At 39.4% G+C, this 15,343-nt stretch carries 19 protein-coding genes and 1 riboswitch; of the genes, 7 read left to right on the plus strand and 12 right to left on the minus strand.

Features of this window, described 5'->3' with window-relative positions; genetic code table 11:
• Positions 1–119: 119 nt before the first annotated feature.
• A riboswitch (purine riboswitch) is annotated at positions 120–223 on the minus strand.
• Between the two features lie 189 nt (positions 224–412).
• Positions 413–1,423 (minus strand): aldo/keto reductase, encoded by a 1,011-nt coding sequence (locus tag M3225_RS01260; RefSeq protein ID WP_251390525.1) that lies wholly within the window; start codon positions 1,421–1,423, stop codon positions 413–415.
• 298 nt (positions 1,424–1,721) lie between these two features.
• On the opposite strand from M3225_RS01260, the gene M3225_RS01265 reads away from it, so the two are divergent.
• On the plus strand, positions 1,722–1,970 hold the full coding sequence (locus M3225_RS01265; protein WP_251390527.1) for a hypothetical protein: 249 nt from the start codon (positions 1,722–1,724) through the stop codon (positions 1,968–1,970).
• Between the two features lie 263 nt (positions 1,971–2,233).
• Positions 2,234–2,725, plus strand: coding sequence for an MSMEG_1061 family FMN-dependent PPOX-type flavoprotein (locus M3225_RS01270; RefSeq protein ID WP_251391836.1), 492 nt, complete (start codon positions 2,234–2,236; stop codon positions 2,723–2,725).
• A gap of 108 nt (positions 2,726–2,833) precedes the next feature.
• Here the strand turns inward: M3225_RS01270 and M3225_RS01275 are convergent, their stop codons facing one another.
• Complete coding sequence (locus M3225_RS01275; RefSeq protein WP_251390529.1) at positions 2,834–3,103, minus strand: hypothetical protein; 270 nt, start codon at positions 3,101–3,103, stop codon at positions 2,834–2,836.
• 153 nt (positions 3,104–3,256) lie between these two features.
• Here M3225_RS01275 and M3225_RS01280 point away from each other — a divergent pair, with 153 nt between their 5' ends.
• Both M3225_RS01280 and M3225_RS01285 read left to right on the plus strand, forming a co-directional pair.
• Positions 3,257–3,445 carry a hypothetical protein gene (locus M3225_RS01280; protein WP_251390532.1) on the plus strand — a complete coding sequence of 63 codons (189 nt, stop codon included), beginning with the start codon at positions 3,257–3,259 and terminating at the stop codon, positions 3,443–3,445.
• Between the two features lie 86 nt (positions 3,446–3,531).
• Positions 3,532–3,813: a hypothetical protein gene (locus M3225_RS01285; protein ID WP_251390534.1), complete on the plus strand. Its 282-nt coding sequence runs from the start codon at positions 3,532–3,534 to the stop codon at positions 3,811–3,813.
• Between the two features lie 50 nt (positions 3,814–3,863).
• Here M3225_RS01285 and M3225_RS01290 read toward each other — a convergent pair whose 3' ends face one another.
• A complete protein-coding gene (locus tag M3225_RS01290) occupies positions 3,864–5,339 on the minus strand; it encodes a glycoside hydrolase family 32 protein (RefSeq protein WP_251390536.1) in 1,476 nt (491 codons plus the stop codon).
• Positions 5,340–5,667: 328 nt separating this feature from the next.
• Here M3225_RS01290 and M3225_RS01295 point away from each other — a divergent pair, with 328 nt between their 5' ends.
• A complete protein-coding gene (locus M3225_RS01295) occupies positions 5,668–6,141 on the plus strand; it encodes a YtxH domain-containing protein (RefSeq protein WP_251390538.1) in 474 nt (157 codons plus the stop codon).
• 43 nt (positions 6,142–6,184) lie between these two features.
• Here the strand turns inward: M3225_RS01295 and M3225_RS01300 are convergent, their stop codons facing one another.
• The 3 genes from M3225_RS01300 to M3225_RS01310 form a co-directional block, all read right to left on the minus strand.
• Positions 6,185–6,523 carry a hypothetical protein gene (locus M3225_RS01300; RefSeq protein WP_251390540.1) on the minus strand — a complete coding sequence of 113 codons (339 nt, stop codon included), beginning with the start codon at positions 6,521–6,523 and terminating at the stop codon, positions 6,185–6,187.
• A 233-nt stretch (positions 6,524–6,756) separates the two neighbouring features.
• Positions 6,757–7,017 (minus strand): hypothetical protein, encoded by a 261-nt coding sequence (locus M3225_RS01305; protein WP_251390543.1) that lies wholly within the window; start codon positions 7,015–7,017, stop codon positions 6,757–6,759.
• A 136-nt stretch (positions 7,018–7,153) separates the two neighbouring features.
• Complete coding sequence (locus M3225_RS01310) at positions 7,154–7,762, minus strand: hypothetical protein (RefSeq protein ID WP_251390545.1); 609 nt, start codon at positions 7,760–7,762, stop codon at positions 7,154–7,156.
• 173 nt (positions 7,763–7,935) lie between these two features.
• Here M3225_RS01310 and M3225_RS01315 point away from each other — a divergent pair, with 173 nt between their 5' ends.
• Entirely contained in the window at positions 7,936–8,301 is a 366-nt protein-coding gene (locus M3225_RS01315; protein WP_251390547.1) for a DUF3221 domain-containing protein, read from the plus strand.
• An 11-nt stretch (positions 8,302–8,312) separates the two neighbouring features.
• On the opposite strand, the gene M3225_RS01320 is transcribed toward M3225_RS01315, so the two are convergent.
• From M3225_RS01320 to M3225_RS01345, 6 genes are all read right to left on the minus strand, one after another.
• The gene (locus M3225_RS01320) at positions 8,313–9,245 is read right to left on the minus strand and encodes a patatin-like phospholipase family protein (RefSeq protein ID WP_251390549.1); all 933 of its coding nucleotides are present in this window, start codon (positions 9,243–9,245) and stop codon (positions 8,313–8,315) included.
• Positions 9,246–9,372: 127 nt separating this feature from the next.
• Positions 9,373–11,283, minus strand: a complete 1,911-nt coding sequence (locus M3225_RS01325) for an FtsX-like permease family protein (protein WP_251390551.1) — start codon at positions 11,281–11,283, stop codon at positions 9,373–9,375.
• On the minus strand, positions 11,270–12,037 hold the full coding sequence (locus M3225_RS01330; RefSeq protein WP_251390553.1) for an ABC transporter ATP-binding protein: 768 nt from the start codon (positions 12,035–12,037) through the stop codon (positions 11,270–11,272). The genes M3225_RS01325 and M3225_RS01330 overlap by 14 nt, the downstream gene beginning before the upstream one ends.
• A complete protein-coding gene (locus M3225_RS01335; protein WP_251390555.1) occupies positions 12,034–12,390 on the minus strand; it encodes a DUF1093 domain-containing protein in 357 nt (118 codons plus the stop codon). Before M3225_RS01335 ends, M3225_RS01330 begins: the two co-directional genes overlap by 4 nt.
• A gap of 87 nt (positions 12,391–12,477) precedes the next feature.
• A complete protein-coding gene (locus M3225_RS01340; RefSeq protein ID WP_251390557.1) occupies positions 12,478–13,512 on the minus strand; it encodes a sensor histidine kinase in 1,035 nt (344 codons plus the stop codon).
• Position 13,513: 1 nt separating this feature from the next.
• The gene (locus tag M3225_RS01345) at positions 13,514–14,185 is read right to left on the minus strand and encodes a response regulator transcription factor (RefSeq protein ID WP_251390558.1); all 672 of its coding nucleotides are present in this window, start codon (positions 14,183–14,185) and stop codon (positions 13,514–13,516) included.
• 324 nt (positions 14,186–14,509) lie between these two features.
• Here M3225_RS01345 and M3225_RS01350 point away from each other — a divergent pair, with 324 nt between their 5' ends.
• Entirely contained in the window at positions 14,510–15,328 is an 819-nt protein-coding gene (locus tag M3225_RS01350; RefSeq protein WP_251390560.1) for a squalene/phytoene synthase family protein, read from the plus strand.
• Positions 15,329–15,343: the final 15 nt, after the last annotated feature.

A 15,343-nucleotide genomic window follows, 5' to 3' on the forward strand; every position in this document is an offset into this window, starting at 1 on the left:
ATACACTCGATGTTTGGACAAAAGAAAAAAACCTAGAACATGTTTAATTGTCTACGCTTTTTAGAGTCAAAGTATAAGAAATTAAGCACGAAATAAAGTTTCTGTATTGATAAACCGAACATTTTTACACTTTAACTCGTAGTCCAGTTCTTTGAATGGGAACTAGGTAGAGACACTTAGCCCATATTTCCAAGCATATACGAGCAATATTTTTCACTTTCTAAATGTATCAAATATAGGCTGGTTACCCAATATAAAAACGAATATTTTAATTAAATTTATGTTAAAATGTTCGTTTTTTAACCAAATCTTACTAGATTTTTTATAAATCCCTATCTCAAAACAAAAAAAGCGTCTCAAAATCGGAACTTTGAGACGCTTTTCTACTTACTAAACATTTACCGTTCTAACTTCACTTAACGTTAATTGGCAGCGGTGCATGAGCCGCTACAAGCTGTTGTTCACGCATTTCTTCCCAGAACTCTGGCGGAATTACTGTGTTTAATGCAGCTTTGTCTTCTGCAATACGCTCTGGACGACTAGCGCCAGGAATAACAGCTGCAACCGCTGGATTAGCAAGTGAGAATTGTACAGCAGCAGCCTTAATACTGATATGATGACGATCTGCAATACTTTTGATTTTTTCTACTTTTGCCATAATGTCTGAAGATGCTTTTTGATATTCAAAGTGCGTACCTCCAGCAAGAACGCCTGAGCTGTATGGCCCACCCACAACAATGCCCATATTATGTTTTACGGCTGCAGGCATTACTCGCTGCAGTGCACGCTCATGGTCTAATAGTGTGTATCGGCCAGCTAGCAAGGAGACATCTGGCTTTGCATCTTCCAAATCCAGCATGATTTCAATTGGCTCTACTCGGTTTACTCCAAGTCCCCATCCTTTAATAACTCCTTCTTCACGTAAACGTGTAAGCACACGAAATGCTCCAGTTCGAGCAGACTCAAATTGTCCTACCCACTCGTCTCCATAAAAATCTTGCGCGACATCATGAATATACACAAAGTCCAATCGATCTGTTTTTAAACGGTTTAAACTTTGCTCGATTGAACGAAGAGTTGCATCCGCGCTGTAGTCATTGATAATTTTATTTTTACGGCCAAATTCAAAAAGTCCGCCTTTTTCTCCTAAGTCACGTGAAGATGAGTCTTCCAGTTCATCTGAAATAACGCGACCTACTTTTGTACTTAGCACATACTCATTACGATTTCTTTTTGATAGTGCTTCACCAAGGCACATCTCTGCTAAACCAGCTCCATAAAGCGGGGCTGCGTCAAAGTAACGGATGCCGCTTTCCCAAGCAGCATCAACTGTTGCGATGGCTTCTTCTTCGGGAATATTACGATACATATTGCCTAATGGTGCAGTCCCAAACCCTAGTTTACCTTGCAGTATCTCTCTCATATGAATAAAACCTCCTGAAATTTGTTTTAACTCTATTCTAGAAATTGATTAGTGCGAAGGTCAAATCAACGACTAATCAATTCATTAAATGTCATGTTATCCCCTGACAAAATTCATTATGAAGCATATAAACAAGAAAAAAAAGTACGCACTTTAAAGTAATATGGGAACTAAAAAGTAACCTACTAAATAGTAATTGAGCTTTTCAGACTCTCCTTTTCTTTATGTACTTTCTACTTCTTACTCATGCAAACAAACATTTTGCATACAATAAGCAGAAAGCTACTTTATAAATGAGGTGAGATTCTTGAGAGATGAATACTTCAAAAAAATTGAAGATAAGCTCGATAAGCTTGATGAAATGGAGGGCTCGAAAGAAGAAGAAAAAGATGAGTATTTTCAAAGCTTGCTAGATGATATGGATGATTTGTTGAAAGACATGCGCCAGCGAGAAAAAGACTCGAATCATCTGGTCAGCGAACATATGAAGACGGTTAATGACATATTTGATAACGCAATCAAAAACTTAAAAAAAGACCGAAACTAGCCTTATGGCGCTTCTGATCTATTTGAATATACTGTTTTTTCTGTTTTTTATATATAAAAACATAGTATTTCATATGTAAAAATGGTATTTTCAGTATACGCAAACAGTAGGAGTGAAAAAAAGAATGGAAAACGGTCACTTTAAAGAACGAGTAAGAACGAAAGAAGAGCTTCGCCGTATAGTCGGCGCACCTAACAAATTGGCACATCAAAAAATAATTTCTCATTTAGATCGACACTGACGGGAATTTATTAAATGTCATCATCGCTACAGCTAATCATAAAGCAGTTTGCGACAGCTCTCCGCGGGGTGATCATGCTGGTTTTGTACAAGTAGTCGATGAGAAAAGGCTGCTGATTCCAGAGAGGCGCGGCAATCAAAAAGTAGATTCATTGGAAAATATTTTAACTAACTCTCAAATCGGACTGCTTTTTTTGATTCCAGGCGTAGAAGAAACGCTGCGGATTAACGGCAAAGCTTGCATTGCAAAAGAAAAAGCGATACTTGAAACAATGGCGGTTCACAATAAAACTCCGCTACTCGCTATCGGCGTCGAAGTACAAGAATGCTTTCTCCACTGCAGCAAAGCGTTCAAGCGATCAAAGCTGTGGGATCCAGAATCTTGGGAAACGGTCGAAACACTTCCTTCCGCAGCTAAAATAGTCGCAGAACACGCAGGCATTTCCACCATAGAAATCCGCAACAATCCCAAAGAAAGCAAAACTGACCACTTCTATGAAAAAAAGCCGCTATAATGCGGCTTTTGTCATTTAACCATCACAAAAAGTATGCCTCCAGCAATGATCAGAACCGGTAAAAAAGCAAGAAGCACGCCTTTTTTTGAAGTACCTATGTATTCATGATCACCAGGCGCGTCCCGTCCTAAAATCTACTTTCACCTGAGACTCTTCTTTTTTATGTTCTTTTTTCATCCATTTTGCCTCCTCAAACCTGCTCACTTTGCGCGTCTTTTTTGCTGAAAAGAATGTGCCTTTCCTTCCTAATATGGCACTGTCAATAAGATATGCTAAAACTAAAACCAGTGATACTGCCCCGAGCGTGCCTGAAACAAAATAAAGATAGCTCCATTTCCCTGTAAAAACTGCAAGCTCAAGAACAGTTCCAACCGTCACGATACCTGCTATAAACCCTTTTTTAATCCTCGGCTCCCTCTTTTCTACATATCTTTTTATATTTTACTATATCCTTCTTTTTTTGTATGTTACCTTACATTTTTTCTACTCCGCTCGCACTTTATGGTAAAATTAGTAAGATAGGTGGTACATATGAAAAAACGTCAAGGAATCACGCTGCTTTTATTTATACTCGGAGCAGCCTCTATTTCTATTGGAATGGCTTTAAAAAATATCTTTCCTTATTCCCCTGCAGCTGGCTGGATTTTAGGGACACTCCTTTTACTAGGAAACTCTTTTTATACGAGAAGGTACTTACATAGAAGGGCAATCAAAAAGTAAATATCCGTCCGGAGCCGTATATACAAACCTTCATTCGGTTATGGTAAAATAGATAAGCAAAAACTGGATGTAAGGAGATTTTTAGTTTGAAAACAGGATTACTATCTGGCATTATATCTTTAATTATTGTGATTATAATTTCTATTACAGCAGGCAACTGGCAGTATATTTACTATATTTCAGGCCCTCTTGGCATATTACTTACGGCAATTGCACTCGTTACGCTACTGGACGCATTTCGATTTGAAACGAGGGGACCTTACTTTACCCCGGTCCGGCAGCGAGAGGATACAGAATGGATGAAACGTTTTATTATTGCAGCTGTTCCTCATTTAGTTGCTTCTTGTATTTGTATCTTATTTTTATAGAAACCTAAAAGCCAATGAATCATATTCATTGGCTTTTCTTATTTATTATATTAAATACCGCGCGACATACCGTAATAATCAATACGATAATCCACAGCTCCTTCTGCAAATACATTTACAGCTGATTTGGAATCTTTTTTCGGGAATACGCGGGAAGTGAAAACAATTTTGCCGCCATTTATATAAATTTCGACGATGCTTTTGTCGACAAATACGCGAACATCGACTTCCTTTGACGCTGTCCATTTTTCAGAGCGAATCACACCGTATTCTGTTGCATATTGATGGTGAAATGAAGAGCGGTCGAGTCTCACTTCTTGCTTTTCTGTATCAAACACAAGGCGAAGCTCTTCTTCTTTACTATTAAACAGCTCTAAGCCAAACTGTTTGGCCGCTACCTCACGAAACGTCATATTGATTTCATATGCATTGTTTGTTGCTTCATCTATAATCACTTCTTCATTTTTTAGCGTTCCTCTAAAATGAACCGCTTGATCTCGAAGCTTATTTAACTCTTCTACAGGCTTTTGAACGAGTTCATTTCCTTCAAGCGAAAGCTCACGAGGAAGCGTTAATGCATGGGCCCATCCGTATTCGTCTGACGGATAGTCAACGTCCGGGTTTCCAATCCATGCAAATAGCAAGCGACGTCCGCTTTCATCTTGGAACGTTTGCGGTGCGTAAAAGTCAAATCCCTTATCAATTTCACGATAGTCATCCATTTCAAACGTTAAACTTTCCACATCAAATGTTCCTACCGCGTAAATCACATTATAAATATTATGAAAATTGTGGCCGTCCGCTTTGATTCCCTGCGGTGAAAAGACAAACACATCTTTTCCGTCAAGCTTAAAATAATCCGGGCACTCCCACATATACCCAAAGTCAGGAAGCGATGTTTTGACTTCACCTTTAAATGACCACTGAAGCGCATCGCTTGATTCATAAACAATTAATGCGCCCGTTTCGTTTTCACGCTGAGCGCCTAGCAGCATATAATATGTATCATTTTCTTTCCATACTTTTGGATCGCGCACATGTCCTGTGTATCCATCAGGAACGCCTCGCACCGCTGGATTCTGCGTGTACTTTTCCACGCTTCCATCTTGGTTTAGCATCGCGATACATTGATTAGCTGAACGTGAGCCGTCTTCGTATTTTACATTACCCGTATAAAACAGCAGCCCTTGTCCATTCTTTTCAATCGCGCCGCCTGAGTATGCGCCGTGCGATTCATATTCTTCCGTTGGCGTTAGCGCAACCGGAAGACGTTCCCACGTTACTAAATCCGTAGATTTCACATGAGCCCAGTGCTTCATTCCATGCATCGCACCGTACGGATACCACTGATAAAACACGTGATACTCACCGTTTAATTGAATCAAACCGTTTGGATCATTCATCAGCCCGTACGATGGGTGAATATGATAAATCGGCTGCCAGCTGTCTTTGATTGCTTTCTCTTTTAATGCTTCTAATTCTCCAGATTTTGCTTCTAAAATTGTTCTGTACTTCGATTCAGCCATTTCTTCAATCCCTCCAGCATCTAAAAAAAAGAGAACGTATTCTCCTTGCATTCTATGATATAAAATTTCAAGTGAAAATGCTACCAAAGAACGAATGTTGTCGTTTTCTTGTGTCGGATTTTATAGATAAGTTTTTTTCTGTTTTTATAGCAGAAAAGAAGGTTTTTCTGTCAGGTGGTTGAATACTATATACAATCAAATTTCACCAGCCTGTACGAGCGTCCGACGGCACTTGCAGATTTTTTTAGCGAATCATTTGCGTTTTACAGGAAGTATTCAACAAAATGGTAAACCCTTCATATTACATATTATAAAAGGAGGAAATGTCATGACAAAAGAAAACGTAAAAGAAACAGTAGGTAAAGAAACAAAAGGTGGAAGCAAAGAGTTATTAGTCGGCACGTTAGTAGGTAGCGTAGTGGGTGTAACAACAGCTTTACTAGTAGCGCCAAAGTCAGGAAAAGAGCTGCGAGCTTCTATTCAAGACGGAGCGAATCAAGCACTTGCTAAAACAGGTCAAGTGAAAGAAACAGTGTATGCAAAAGGCCAAGACCTCAAACAGCGCACGGCTCGTCTTTCACAAAAAGTCTCCGAACAGTCTTCGCAAGTTGTCAACAAAGTGAAATCTCTGCGCACTACTAAAGAACAGCCGCTTGCAGAAACGGCTGCAGCCGAAGAGCTTGAAACGACAGAAATCGTTCAGGATCCTGTTCTTGAAGCTGAAGCAGTGCAAGAAGAATTAAATACACTTACTCAAGAAGTAAATGAATTAGAACAATCTGTCGATGAAACAAGACATTAATAGCAAGCTGTAGAGATATCTCTACAGCTTTTATGTATGTTCGTCATCCTTCTTTCCATCCTTCAAAAAAATAGCCTCCGTACGGACACGGCTCTGATTCCGGCAGTTCTTCATAACGCTGTCCACTGTAATACTTCGCCAGCACAATCTTAGGTTTGAAAGCCGCTATCCCTCCATTGTCTTCTTGCTCCACTCCGCTTTCTCTCATTAAACGAAAAATATCCATTCCCGCAAACTCTCCATACCCTTGATAGCACGATTCATAATAAACTTCACCAGGTGTCACCAAATAACACTCCCGCTGCCACGACGGCTGCTTACTGTACACACTCGCAATACTTATTCCACTCACTGCACACTTCCAGCTGCAAATTCCAACCATATAAGGCCTCCAACGACTTGATAGTCTATTCATCTACAACTTTTGATGAAATCAAACATCCGTTGACATGTACAGAATTCTCCCTTCCACCTAAAAAACTACACTACCAGATACCCAGTCCCCTTGATTCCCCCTAGAAGGTTCACCTATGCGGATGTCGGCAACCCGCAAGGGAGGGCAACATCGATAAAAATATAAAAAAGGTCTGATAAATCGACCATTTCTGGTGATTATCAGACCCCAAGTTTTTCTGCATTCGAGCGGCTTATTTGCTGTTCAAGCGATTTAGCCAGCAGTACAATTTCATGATCTACATATTTTGTTTTGATTTCTTCAATTTCCTTTAATGTTTTAGAAAAACTTTCTGCGTTATTTCCCTGTCTGTGCTGCACATCTTTAAAGAAATCAAGCAGTGCCTCGTTAGACTGCGTTGGACGGCTAAAATCAATCGTGTACATTTTGTACCCTAGTGTTAAATTTGTTGTAGTTGTCATAATTATTTCCCCCATTCTTCCTATAGTGATATATCTTCTACTCTTTACCCTTTAATTCCTTCTTTTTAACCTAAATTAATTAATTTTTTTAAAAAAACTTCCCATTATAAGAAAAAACACCCTTATAACAAGGATGTTAGAGTAGTCTTCCCTTGGGTTCAATTCCAGATGCAAAGTCATCTTTGAACTTAAAGCTAGCAGAATTGTTTTCCGTTAGAAAATGTATTTCCCATTTAAAGACGGGATATTCGGGCTTGTACATTTCGACTGGCTGATCGGGATTTTCTTCTAATCTTGCAATTGCTCGTTTGAACCCTTCGTATGCAATCCACCAATCGCTCCCGGTTTCATCGGTAATAAAACAAACGGAACCGTCAATTAAATGAAGGTTTTGCTTGATGTCATCAGGATTTGTAAAATACGCATTTCCAAAGGTATGGAGACAGTGATCGCAATAACCTACTTTGCCTCCGTCTTTATAAATCCAATGCGCGATTGGCTCACTGCAGTCTTTACACGTATTCGTCACTTCTTGAAGAAATGTTTTGCCGCTCCCCTGTTCTTTTTCATTTTCATAAACGGTCCATACTAAATAATTTTCCGTTTGTTTTGAAATAAAAAGGCGAAACGGCTCGTCTCGATGCCAAAAGTGAATATTTTGTTCGTCTGATTCTTCAAAGTCAATGACAAAATTATCTCGTTCTAATATATGTCGAATAACATTGGTTAAAAAGGTAACATCCATATAAGGACCTCCGTACTAATTGTGGCTTCTAGTAAAAATAGCTTTTATGAGTTAAAACATATCACGCGCGCTGAAATAACGTCAACGATTACCTCTTGCTCTCTCTGAAAACTGGAAAAGAAATGGCCAAACGCGTTATAATGGTAGTCATGTTGAAACGGAAAGGAGATTTTATGAAGTTTACCGTTCAATCAACTGCACTTTTTCTTCTCTTTTTTATTTGTTTAAGCGGTTGTTCTGATAACGCCGAGCAATCAAAAAAACCGGCTGGCTATTTAGTTCAAGGGCGAATCTTAGAAGTGAAACATGATGAAATTCTCATTGCGAACGTCATTCCGCGAGATACTGCGCTTGAGTATACAACAAACGAAGTGCTTGGCGCTAGCGATGTACAACCTATTTATGTAAAAGTTTCAGATGATCAAACATACAAAAAAGGACAGCTCGTTAAAGCATGGCTCAAAAAAGACAAAAGCGTTCAGTATTCCGTTCCGGCAAAAGGCGAGGCTGTTAAAGTCAGCATTTTAAAACAGCCGTAGAAAAGCTCCTGTTACGGGAGCTTTCTTCGTGTCAGTGGACGTCCGGTTCGTTTCATTTTATGCTGTTCAAAATCCCATTTTTCTAAAAATTGCTTTGCCGAGGTATAACCAGATTCATATAAAAATTCAATTTCTTCTTCCTTTAATGCAAAATCCGTTGCCGTAATCACACCCGTTGGAATTTGTACGGTTCGTTCTTTTGTCTCCGCGTTCAAATACCGCAAATCGTGCGCTTGCAGCATTGTCGTAAACATACTTTTAAATAAATGGACGGGCGTCGGAATAATAGCGGCTGTATCAATTTCTTCTTTTACAAATCGAAAACCAAACGTCGGGAAACGCGGATGCTCCGTATCAAACAGCCAAATGGGAAAATTGCTTAAAAGCGCTCCGTCCACAATGTATGACCTCTTGAACCCTTTGGATTTCCAGATGACGGGACGAAAGAAAAAAGGAATGGACGCACTCATCATCACAGCTTGTGAAATCTTCATATCACTTGGCTGCATTCCGTAGCGAGGCAAGTCGTCAGGCAACACAAGCATCTGTCCGTTCGAAATATCTGATGCAATAATTTTCAGCTTATCCCTCGGCAAATCCGCAAACGTTTCGATTTCTTTTTCACGCAACAGACCGTACACCCATTTTTCTAAATAATCATTTTTATAAAAACCTAAGTGAACCATCAATTCAATCAAGTTCCCAATCAAAGGAATTCGGTTAATGATCGTTTTTCCGCGAAACTTGGCATAATCCATGTTTTGAAGCTCTTTGCGAATTTCACCACTTTTATAGCCGCTCGCTAAAAGAGCAGCAATCAACGCTCCGGCTGACGTACCTGCTAGACGCTGCCATTCCACATTGCTTTCTTCCATCGCTTCAATCGCACCCGTGAATGCAATCCCTCGAACGCCTCCCCCTTCAAACACAGCATCTGCTTTCACATCTTTTCCCTCCCATACGACTCTCTACTTTTTATATACCCTTTTTTATATTCAGTTTTTTATTGTTCCATACCTTTTATTTTCCCAGCAAAAAAAGACTGTTTCTTTCATCGAAACAGTCTTTTCTTTACAGCCGCTTTATTACCATTCGGTAGTAATTCATTGTTAACCAGTAGAAAATAAAATAAATAACCCCGTATACTGCATCCGCTATTAAAACAGGGATTATCAGGCTTTCACCGGTTAGATTAGTAATGACGTTCAGCGCAAATAGACTGTGCACTATGCCAATTAATAAAGGCAAACCAAACGTAAACAGCTGCTGCTTTCGAACGGCGCTCATCATTTGAGACACTGAAAAACCAAGCTTACGCAGAACTTCAAACCTTTTCTGCTCTTGTTCGGCTTCTGAGATTTGCTTAAAATAAATAATACTGCCCGTTGCCATCAAAAAGACGAGCCCTAAAAATCCTCCAATAAAAATAAACAATCCTTTACTCATTAAGCCTGCCTGAAAAACATCATAGTATGAAGCACGGCTTTCTCCAGCTTCTTTTGCGATCTGATGATAGTTCTTAGTAAGTTCATTGTGTTTGTTTCCATCATCTGTATTAAATACATACACGGCTTGCTTTTGTCCGGCGTTTGAAAGCTTTATAAACGTGTCGTGGTTGACCACAAACTGATAGCCTGCACTCTCAGAGTCAAGAATAAGCGAAGGTTCTGATTGAACGACTTTTAAAGCAAGCTGTTCTGATTTATTCAGCTGCACAGCTGCCGTTTTACCTGTACTAGGCTTAAACACTTTTCCTTTTGCCATCGAATCAAAAACAACGGTTTCGTTTGCGCTTAACGCAGGAATCGAAACGCCATTTTTCCGAGCTTCTTCTTCATCTAAAAAGCTAATTCGCTCACCATCTCCATAATAACCAGATGTAATAAATCGAAAGTCAGATAAATCAGCAGAGTGCTTCACGACATGATAGACATGCTGATTTGATTGGATATTTAGCTCACGCAGCACATCCATAAAGTCTTGCGCTGCGCTTTGGCTGTGCAGCGTATAGTCATACGGCTGCATACTTCTGGCGTCAGCTCTTGTATTATAGTATGAGGAATACGTAACACCAACTGCTACAAGTGTAGTAGCGGACAAGATCGTAATTAATGTTAACACCCGTGCATTTGCTTTAATTCGATACATTATAGTAGAAACGCTTAACATATTGGCAAATGAATAATATCCGTTTGCATGCTCTCGGTAAATTCCCATCAGCCACTCAATTGTAGCTTTAAAAAGTAAAAATGTACCGAAAATGACCGAAAACAGTACAACTGCTACAATTAGAAAAAACTTAGGCGTCACAATGTTTCCTGATGAAAGATAGTAACCATAGCCAACGAGTAAAATACCAAGCCCTCCAATTACAATTGAGCGCTTTGAATTCATTTTATTTACGCGTTCACTTTTACTTTCTGCTTGAAACAAATCTAATAGCGTATAGCGGTACATAATAAAATAGCCTTGCAACGAAATAAAAATGGTAACAATCAAAAACACTACGGCAGTTTTTAAAACCGCTTGAAGAGAAAATGTGAGCGTAATAGAAAGCGACAGCCCCATAAGCTTTAGTAAAAACAGCACAAACAGCCTTGAAAAAACGGTACCTAGTAAAATACCTATCAGCAAAGAAAGAATCCCAAGCAGCATATTCTCATAGAAAATCATTTTCCCAATCGTACGTTTTTCAATGCCGACTAAATGATACAGCCCAAGCTCTCTCTTACGCTGCCTGATAAAAAATGAGTTCGTATACCAAATAAATACGACAATAAAGGTAAGTAGAACGTAATTGGAAGCGTTAAAAACTCCCTGCAGCCTCATCTCTTTTCCAATGACCTTTGAAATTGATTGGTCGTACTGAAGCGTAGCAAATACATAGTACACAATAATACTAAAAATCATTGAAAAGAAATAAAGGCTGTACCGGCTAATATTTTTGCGCATATTCTTTTTAACAAGATCAAATACGGTCATAGCCGTCACCGCCTAATGCGCCTTGAATGTTCATAATTCGTTTAAAAAATGCTTGTCTCGTTTGTTCGCCTTTAAACAGCTCTGTGTAAATTTGTCCGTCTTTAATAAACAGCACGCGGCTGCAGTAGCTTGAAGCCAGCGGATCATGCGTCACCATAATAATGGTGGCACGGTCTTCCTGATTTAATTGCGACAGCTTTTCAAGCAGGCTTGAAGCAGCTTTGGAATCAAGAGCTCCGGTGGGCTCATCTGCGAAAATAACGGCTGGGTTCGTAATCATCGCTCTCGCTGCTGCAACGCGCTGTTTTTGTCCGCCAGAAATCTCATACGGATACTTATCCGCCAGTTCATAGATGCCTAGTCGCGTTGCTGTGTCTTTAAGCTTCGTTTCCATCTCTTGCTTGGACATTTTTGTAACCGTAAGCGGCAGAAGAATATTTTCCTTTACCGTTAACGTATCCAGTAAATTATAATCTTGAAAAATAAACCCTAAATGATTGCGTCTGAAAGCAGACAGCTTCTTATCTTTCATGAGCGCTACGTTTTCTCCTTGAATCCATACCTCGCCATCTGTAGGACGGTCAATCGTTGAAAGAATATTCATCAGCGTCGTTTTTCCCGCTCCAGATGGTCCCATAATACCGACAAACTCTCCTTCTTCGATTGTAAAATCAATTCCTTTTAGCGCTTCGTATACGTTTCCTCTTGATCCAAACGTTTTGGTTACATTTTTCCCTTCAAGAACAATACTCATTTTCCTTCCTCCTTTCGTTCTTTTGTAGGCCACACGCTTTTCACCCGCTGTGGCAGCTCGTTTTTTGTTAAAATGTTATATTTCCGAACTTCATTACCTCGAACCAAAAGGTCAATAACCGTTCCTTCTTTTAACTGTTTAATCGTTGTAAACGTTTGAAATGTTGTTTTTCCTTTTTCATTTATCACTGAAATTGTATATTGAACTCGTCCATACTCGTCCACTTTTTTTGCTTCTTTTGGGATGATCCCGTATTGATGCTCCGTTGCGGCTTTTTGATAAATCTTTACTCCTCCTATACCTGCTCCCACAACAAAAAGCAGAGCTAAGAGGCTAATCCACTTTCGCTTCATTTACGTTCCCTCCTTGTGTATAGCTCTATCTTACTTTGAAACAAGGAAAGATTCGTTTGAAGCAGATGACAATCTCAGCGTGCAATCTTACATTTTTGAAAGGTTATCGAAAGAATTCCGTTTGTAGAAGGTCAGAATCACCGTGGTTCCTTCATGTAAAAGTGAATTCACCTCTATTCCATGGCCAAGAGCATCTGTAATTTTTTTTGAAAAATACAGCCCTAGCCCCGTAGCTCCTTTCGTTTTTCTTCCAACATTTCCTGTGAATCCTTTTTCGAATACGCGCGGGAGGTCTTGTGTTGGAATACCTTCCCCTTGATCAGCGATAAATAACTTCACATACTTTGGCGTTTCTTCACTAAAAAAAGAAAGCTTTCCTTCTAGAGGGCTATATTTAATGGCGTTAGACAGCACTTGCTTCACAACAAACTGCATCCACTTTGGATCAGTGTGAACTAAAATGTCTAGGTTTTCCACATCAATATGCAGTTTCTTTTCGATACACCATTTCGAGAAATACGCAACATTTGGAAAAACAAGTTCACTTAGCGACACTGCCTGCACCTGGTAATCTTTTTCCAATTTCTGCAGGCGTGCGGCATATAAATTCTGATCCACTAACGCGTCAATTTTCATCCATTCATCTTCAATATCCTTTAGCCAAGGCCATTTATAAAGCTCTGTACGATGAGCATTAATAAGTAGCTTCATAGCAGTAAGCGGCGACTTGGCCTCATGAACCCAAGTCGTTACATATTCCTGCTGCTCTCGCTGCTTTACGTGAAGAGCATGAGTTTGCTTGCGATACACACGATCTATATGCTGCAGCAAGCTCAGCATTTCTTCATCTGCTTTCGTTCGAACGTATGTATGCATTTCTTGTAAATCGTACGCATCATGCTGCAGCATTAAGCTTAATTTTTTTAGGAATCTTCTTTCTTTTACTCCTCTCCACAAAAGAAACAGAATCAGCAGACACAGCGTTAAAAGATTCAAATACCAAAAAGACGTGGACGATACCTTAATATCATACTCCAACAGCAGTAGAGCATCGATTACACCGAGCCATATAAGAACAAATAAAATCCAGCTTAGCCTTTCTCTTAAAAAACTTTTCCACATCTTAATTCACCAAATACCCTTGACCTTTTTTGGTCACAATTTTATCATTCAGCCCGATGTCTTCCAGCTTGGTACGAATACGTGTGATGTTGACAGAAAGCGTATTGTCACTTACAAATTTCTCATCTTCCCATAACCTTCGCATAAGCTCTTCTCGCGATACAATCTTGCCTCGCTCTTCCAAAAGAAGCCGTAAAATAAAAAATTCGTTTTTAGTTAAATGAATTTCTTGGTCGTTATAATGCAAACTTCCTTTTTTCAAGTCTAGCACCGCGCCGTTCCACTCGATAACGTCTGAAATCGTGTCTCCATACGAATACGTTCTGCGCAGAAGTGCCTGCACTTTAGCAACAAGAACATCTAAGTTAAAAGGCTTTTGAATGTAGTCATCTGCCCCAACATTCATTGCCATAACAATATCCATTGGATGTTCACGAGAGGAAAGAAATACGATAGGAGCTTTTGAAACTGTACGTATTTGCTGACACCAGTAAAATCCGTCATATACAGGCAAATTCACGTCTAAAATGACCAGCTCTGGGCTTTCTGTAATAAATACTTCCATTACCTTTTGAAAATCTTCTACTCCAACCACTTCAAATGACCACTGTTCAAATTTCTCTTTCACTAATTCATATATTTTACCATCGTCTTCTACAACTAAAATTTTCATACATTCACCTCTGTATTGTTCTATATATTATGTATACCCGACTGTTGAGTATTCTTTTAAAAACTCATCTCCCCCATCAGCATGACAGCGATTTCTGAATGATAAAACATTTATTGGTGTAAAACGAAGAGTGAACGAGTATTATCGTAGTGTAAACTTGTATATGATACAAGTACCTCTGTTCAAATACTACAAAATAATGACAATATCGTTAATAAGTAATCTTTAAACTCCATTAAATGCTCATTTTTTGTTACTATAGTATATAAGATGAAAACTTAAACTAATTTGACATGTGGATATGTAAAAAGGAGCTAGTTATCAATGAGTGTACCCAACAAATTACGCGACGACGCAATGGTGATGTTAAAAGAAACAAGCCGAACATTTTTTATTCCAATTAGCCACTTGCCGGCAGAATTGCAAGATGCAGTAGGATCTGCTTACTTATGTATGAGGGCAATTGATGAAATTGAAGATCACCCTGAGCTAGAAGCCGGTATAAAAAGCCGCTTGCTTTACGCCATCAGTGACCTGTTAAAACAGCCTTTTAACGAAGACGAGTACATGGCATTAGTAGGTCCTTATCAAGCTGATTTACCTGACGTAACGCTTCAGCTCGGCCACTGGATTGCGCTTTGTCCGACTGGAGTTGCAGATCAAGTATTAGATGCAACTTCCATTATGGCTAAAGGAATGGCCGATTGGGTAGAAAAAGACTGGCATATTCAAAATGAAGCGGATTTAGATGACTATACGTTCTACGTAGCTGGTCTAGTAGGCGTGATGCTTAACGACATTTGGAAATGGTATGACGGCACGGAGACAGATAAAGAATTAGCTATTGCTTTTGGACGCGGCTTGCAGTCTGTTAATATCCTGCGCAATACCTCGGAAGATTCAGAGCGCGGAGTCAGCTTCTTTCCTAACAACTGGAGCAGAGAAGACATGTTTGCCTATGCTCGCCGCAATCTTTCACTAGGAAAGAAATATTTAGAAGATGTCAAATCTCTTCCGATTCTTCATTTCTGTAAAATTCCGTTGGCGCTTGCCGATGGAACATTAAACGCCTTGATGAAAGGAAAAGAAAAAATGACGCGTGACGATGTAAATAAGACGGTAAATGAAGTTGTCGATATGTAAAAACAAAAGCACGGA

This window comes from Priestia aryabhattai (assembly GCF_023715685.1).
GTDB lineage: Bacteria > Bacillota > Bacilli > Bacillales > Bacillaceae_H > Priestia > Priestia aryabhattai_B.

Coding starts and splice junctions, on each gene's coding strand:
- M3225_RS01305 (WP_251390543.1), bottom strand. CDS start 7,017: ATGACAACTACAACAAATTTAACACTAGGGTACAAAATGTACACGATT.
- M3225_RS01315 (WP_251390547.1), top strand. CDS start 7,936: ATGAAGTTTACCGTTCAATCAACTGCACTTTTTCTTCTCTTTTTTATT.
- M3225_RS01295 (WP_251390538.1), top strand. CDS start 5,668: ATGACAAAAGAAAACGTAAAAGAAACAGTAGGTAAAGAAACAAAAGGT.
- M3225_RS01300 (WP_251390540.1), bottom strand. CDS start 6,523: ATGGTTGGAATTTGCAGCTGGAAGTGTGCAGTGAGTGGAATAAGTATT.
- M3225_RS01330 (WP_251390553.1), bottom strand. CDS start 12,037: ATGAGTATTGTTCTTGAAGGGAAAAATGTAACCAAAACGTTTGGATCA.
- M3225_RS01335 (WP_251390555.1), bottom strand. CDS start 12,390: ATGAAGCGAAAGTGGATTAGCCTCTTAGCTCTGCTTTTTGTTGTGGGA.
- M3225_RS01260 (WP_251390525.1), bottom strand. CDS start 1,423: ATGAGAGAGATACTGCAAGGTAAACTAGGGTTTGGGACTGCACCATTA.
- M3225_RS01310 (WP_251390545.1), bottom strand. CDS start 7,762: ATGGATGTTACCTTTTTAACCAATGTTATTCGACATATATTAGAACGA.
- M3225_RS01345 (WP_251390558.1), bottom strand. CDS start 14,185: ATGAAAATTTTAGTTGTAGAAGACGATGGTAAAATATATGAATTAGTG.
- M3225_RS01340 (WP_251390557.1), bottom strand. CDS start 13,512: ATGTGGAAAAGTTTTTTAAGAGAAAGGCTAAGCTGGATTTTATTTGTT.
- M3225_RS01280 (WP_251390532.1), top strand. CDS start 3,257: ATGAAAAAACGTCAAGGAATCACGCTGCTTTTATTTATACTCGGAGCA.
- M3225_RS01290 (WP_251390536.1), bottom strand. CDS start 5,339: ATGGCTGAATCGAAGTACAGAACAATTTTAGAAGCAAAATCTGGAGAA.
- M3225_RS01325 (WP_251390551.1), bottom strand. CDS start 11,283: ATGACCGTATTTGATCTTGTTAAAAAGAATATGCGCAAAAATATTAGC.
- M3225_RS01350 (WP_251390560.1), top strand. CDS start 14,510: ATGAGTGTACCCAACAAATTACGCGACGACGCAATGGTGATGTTAAAA.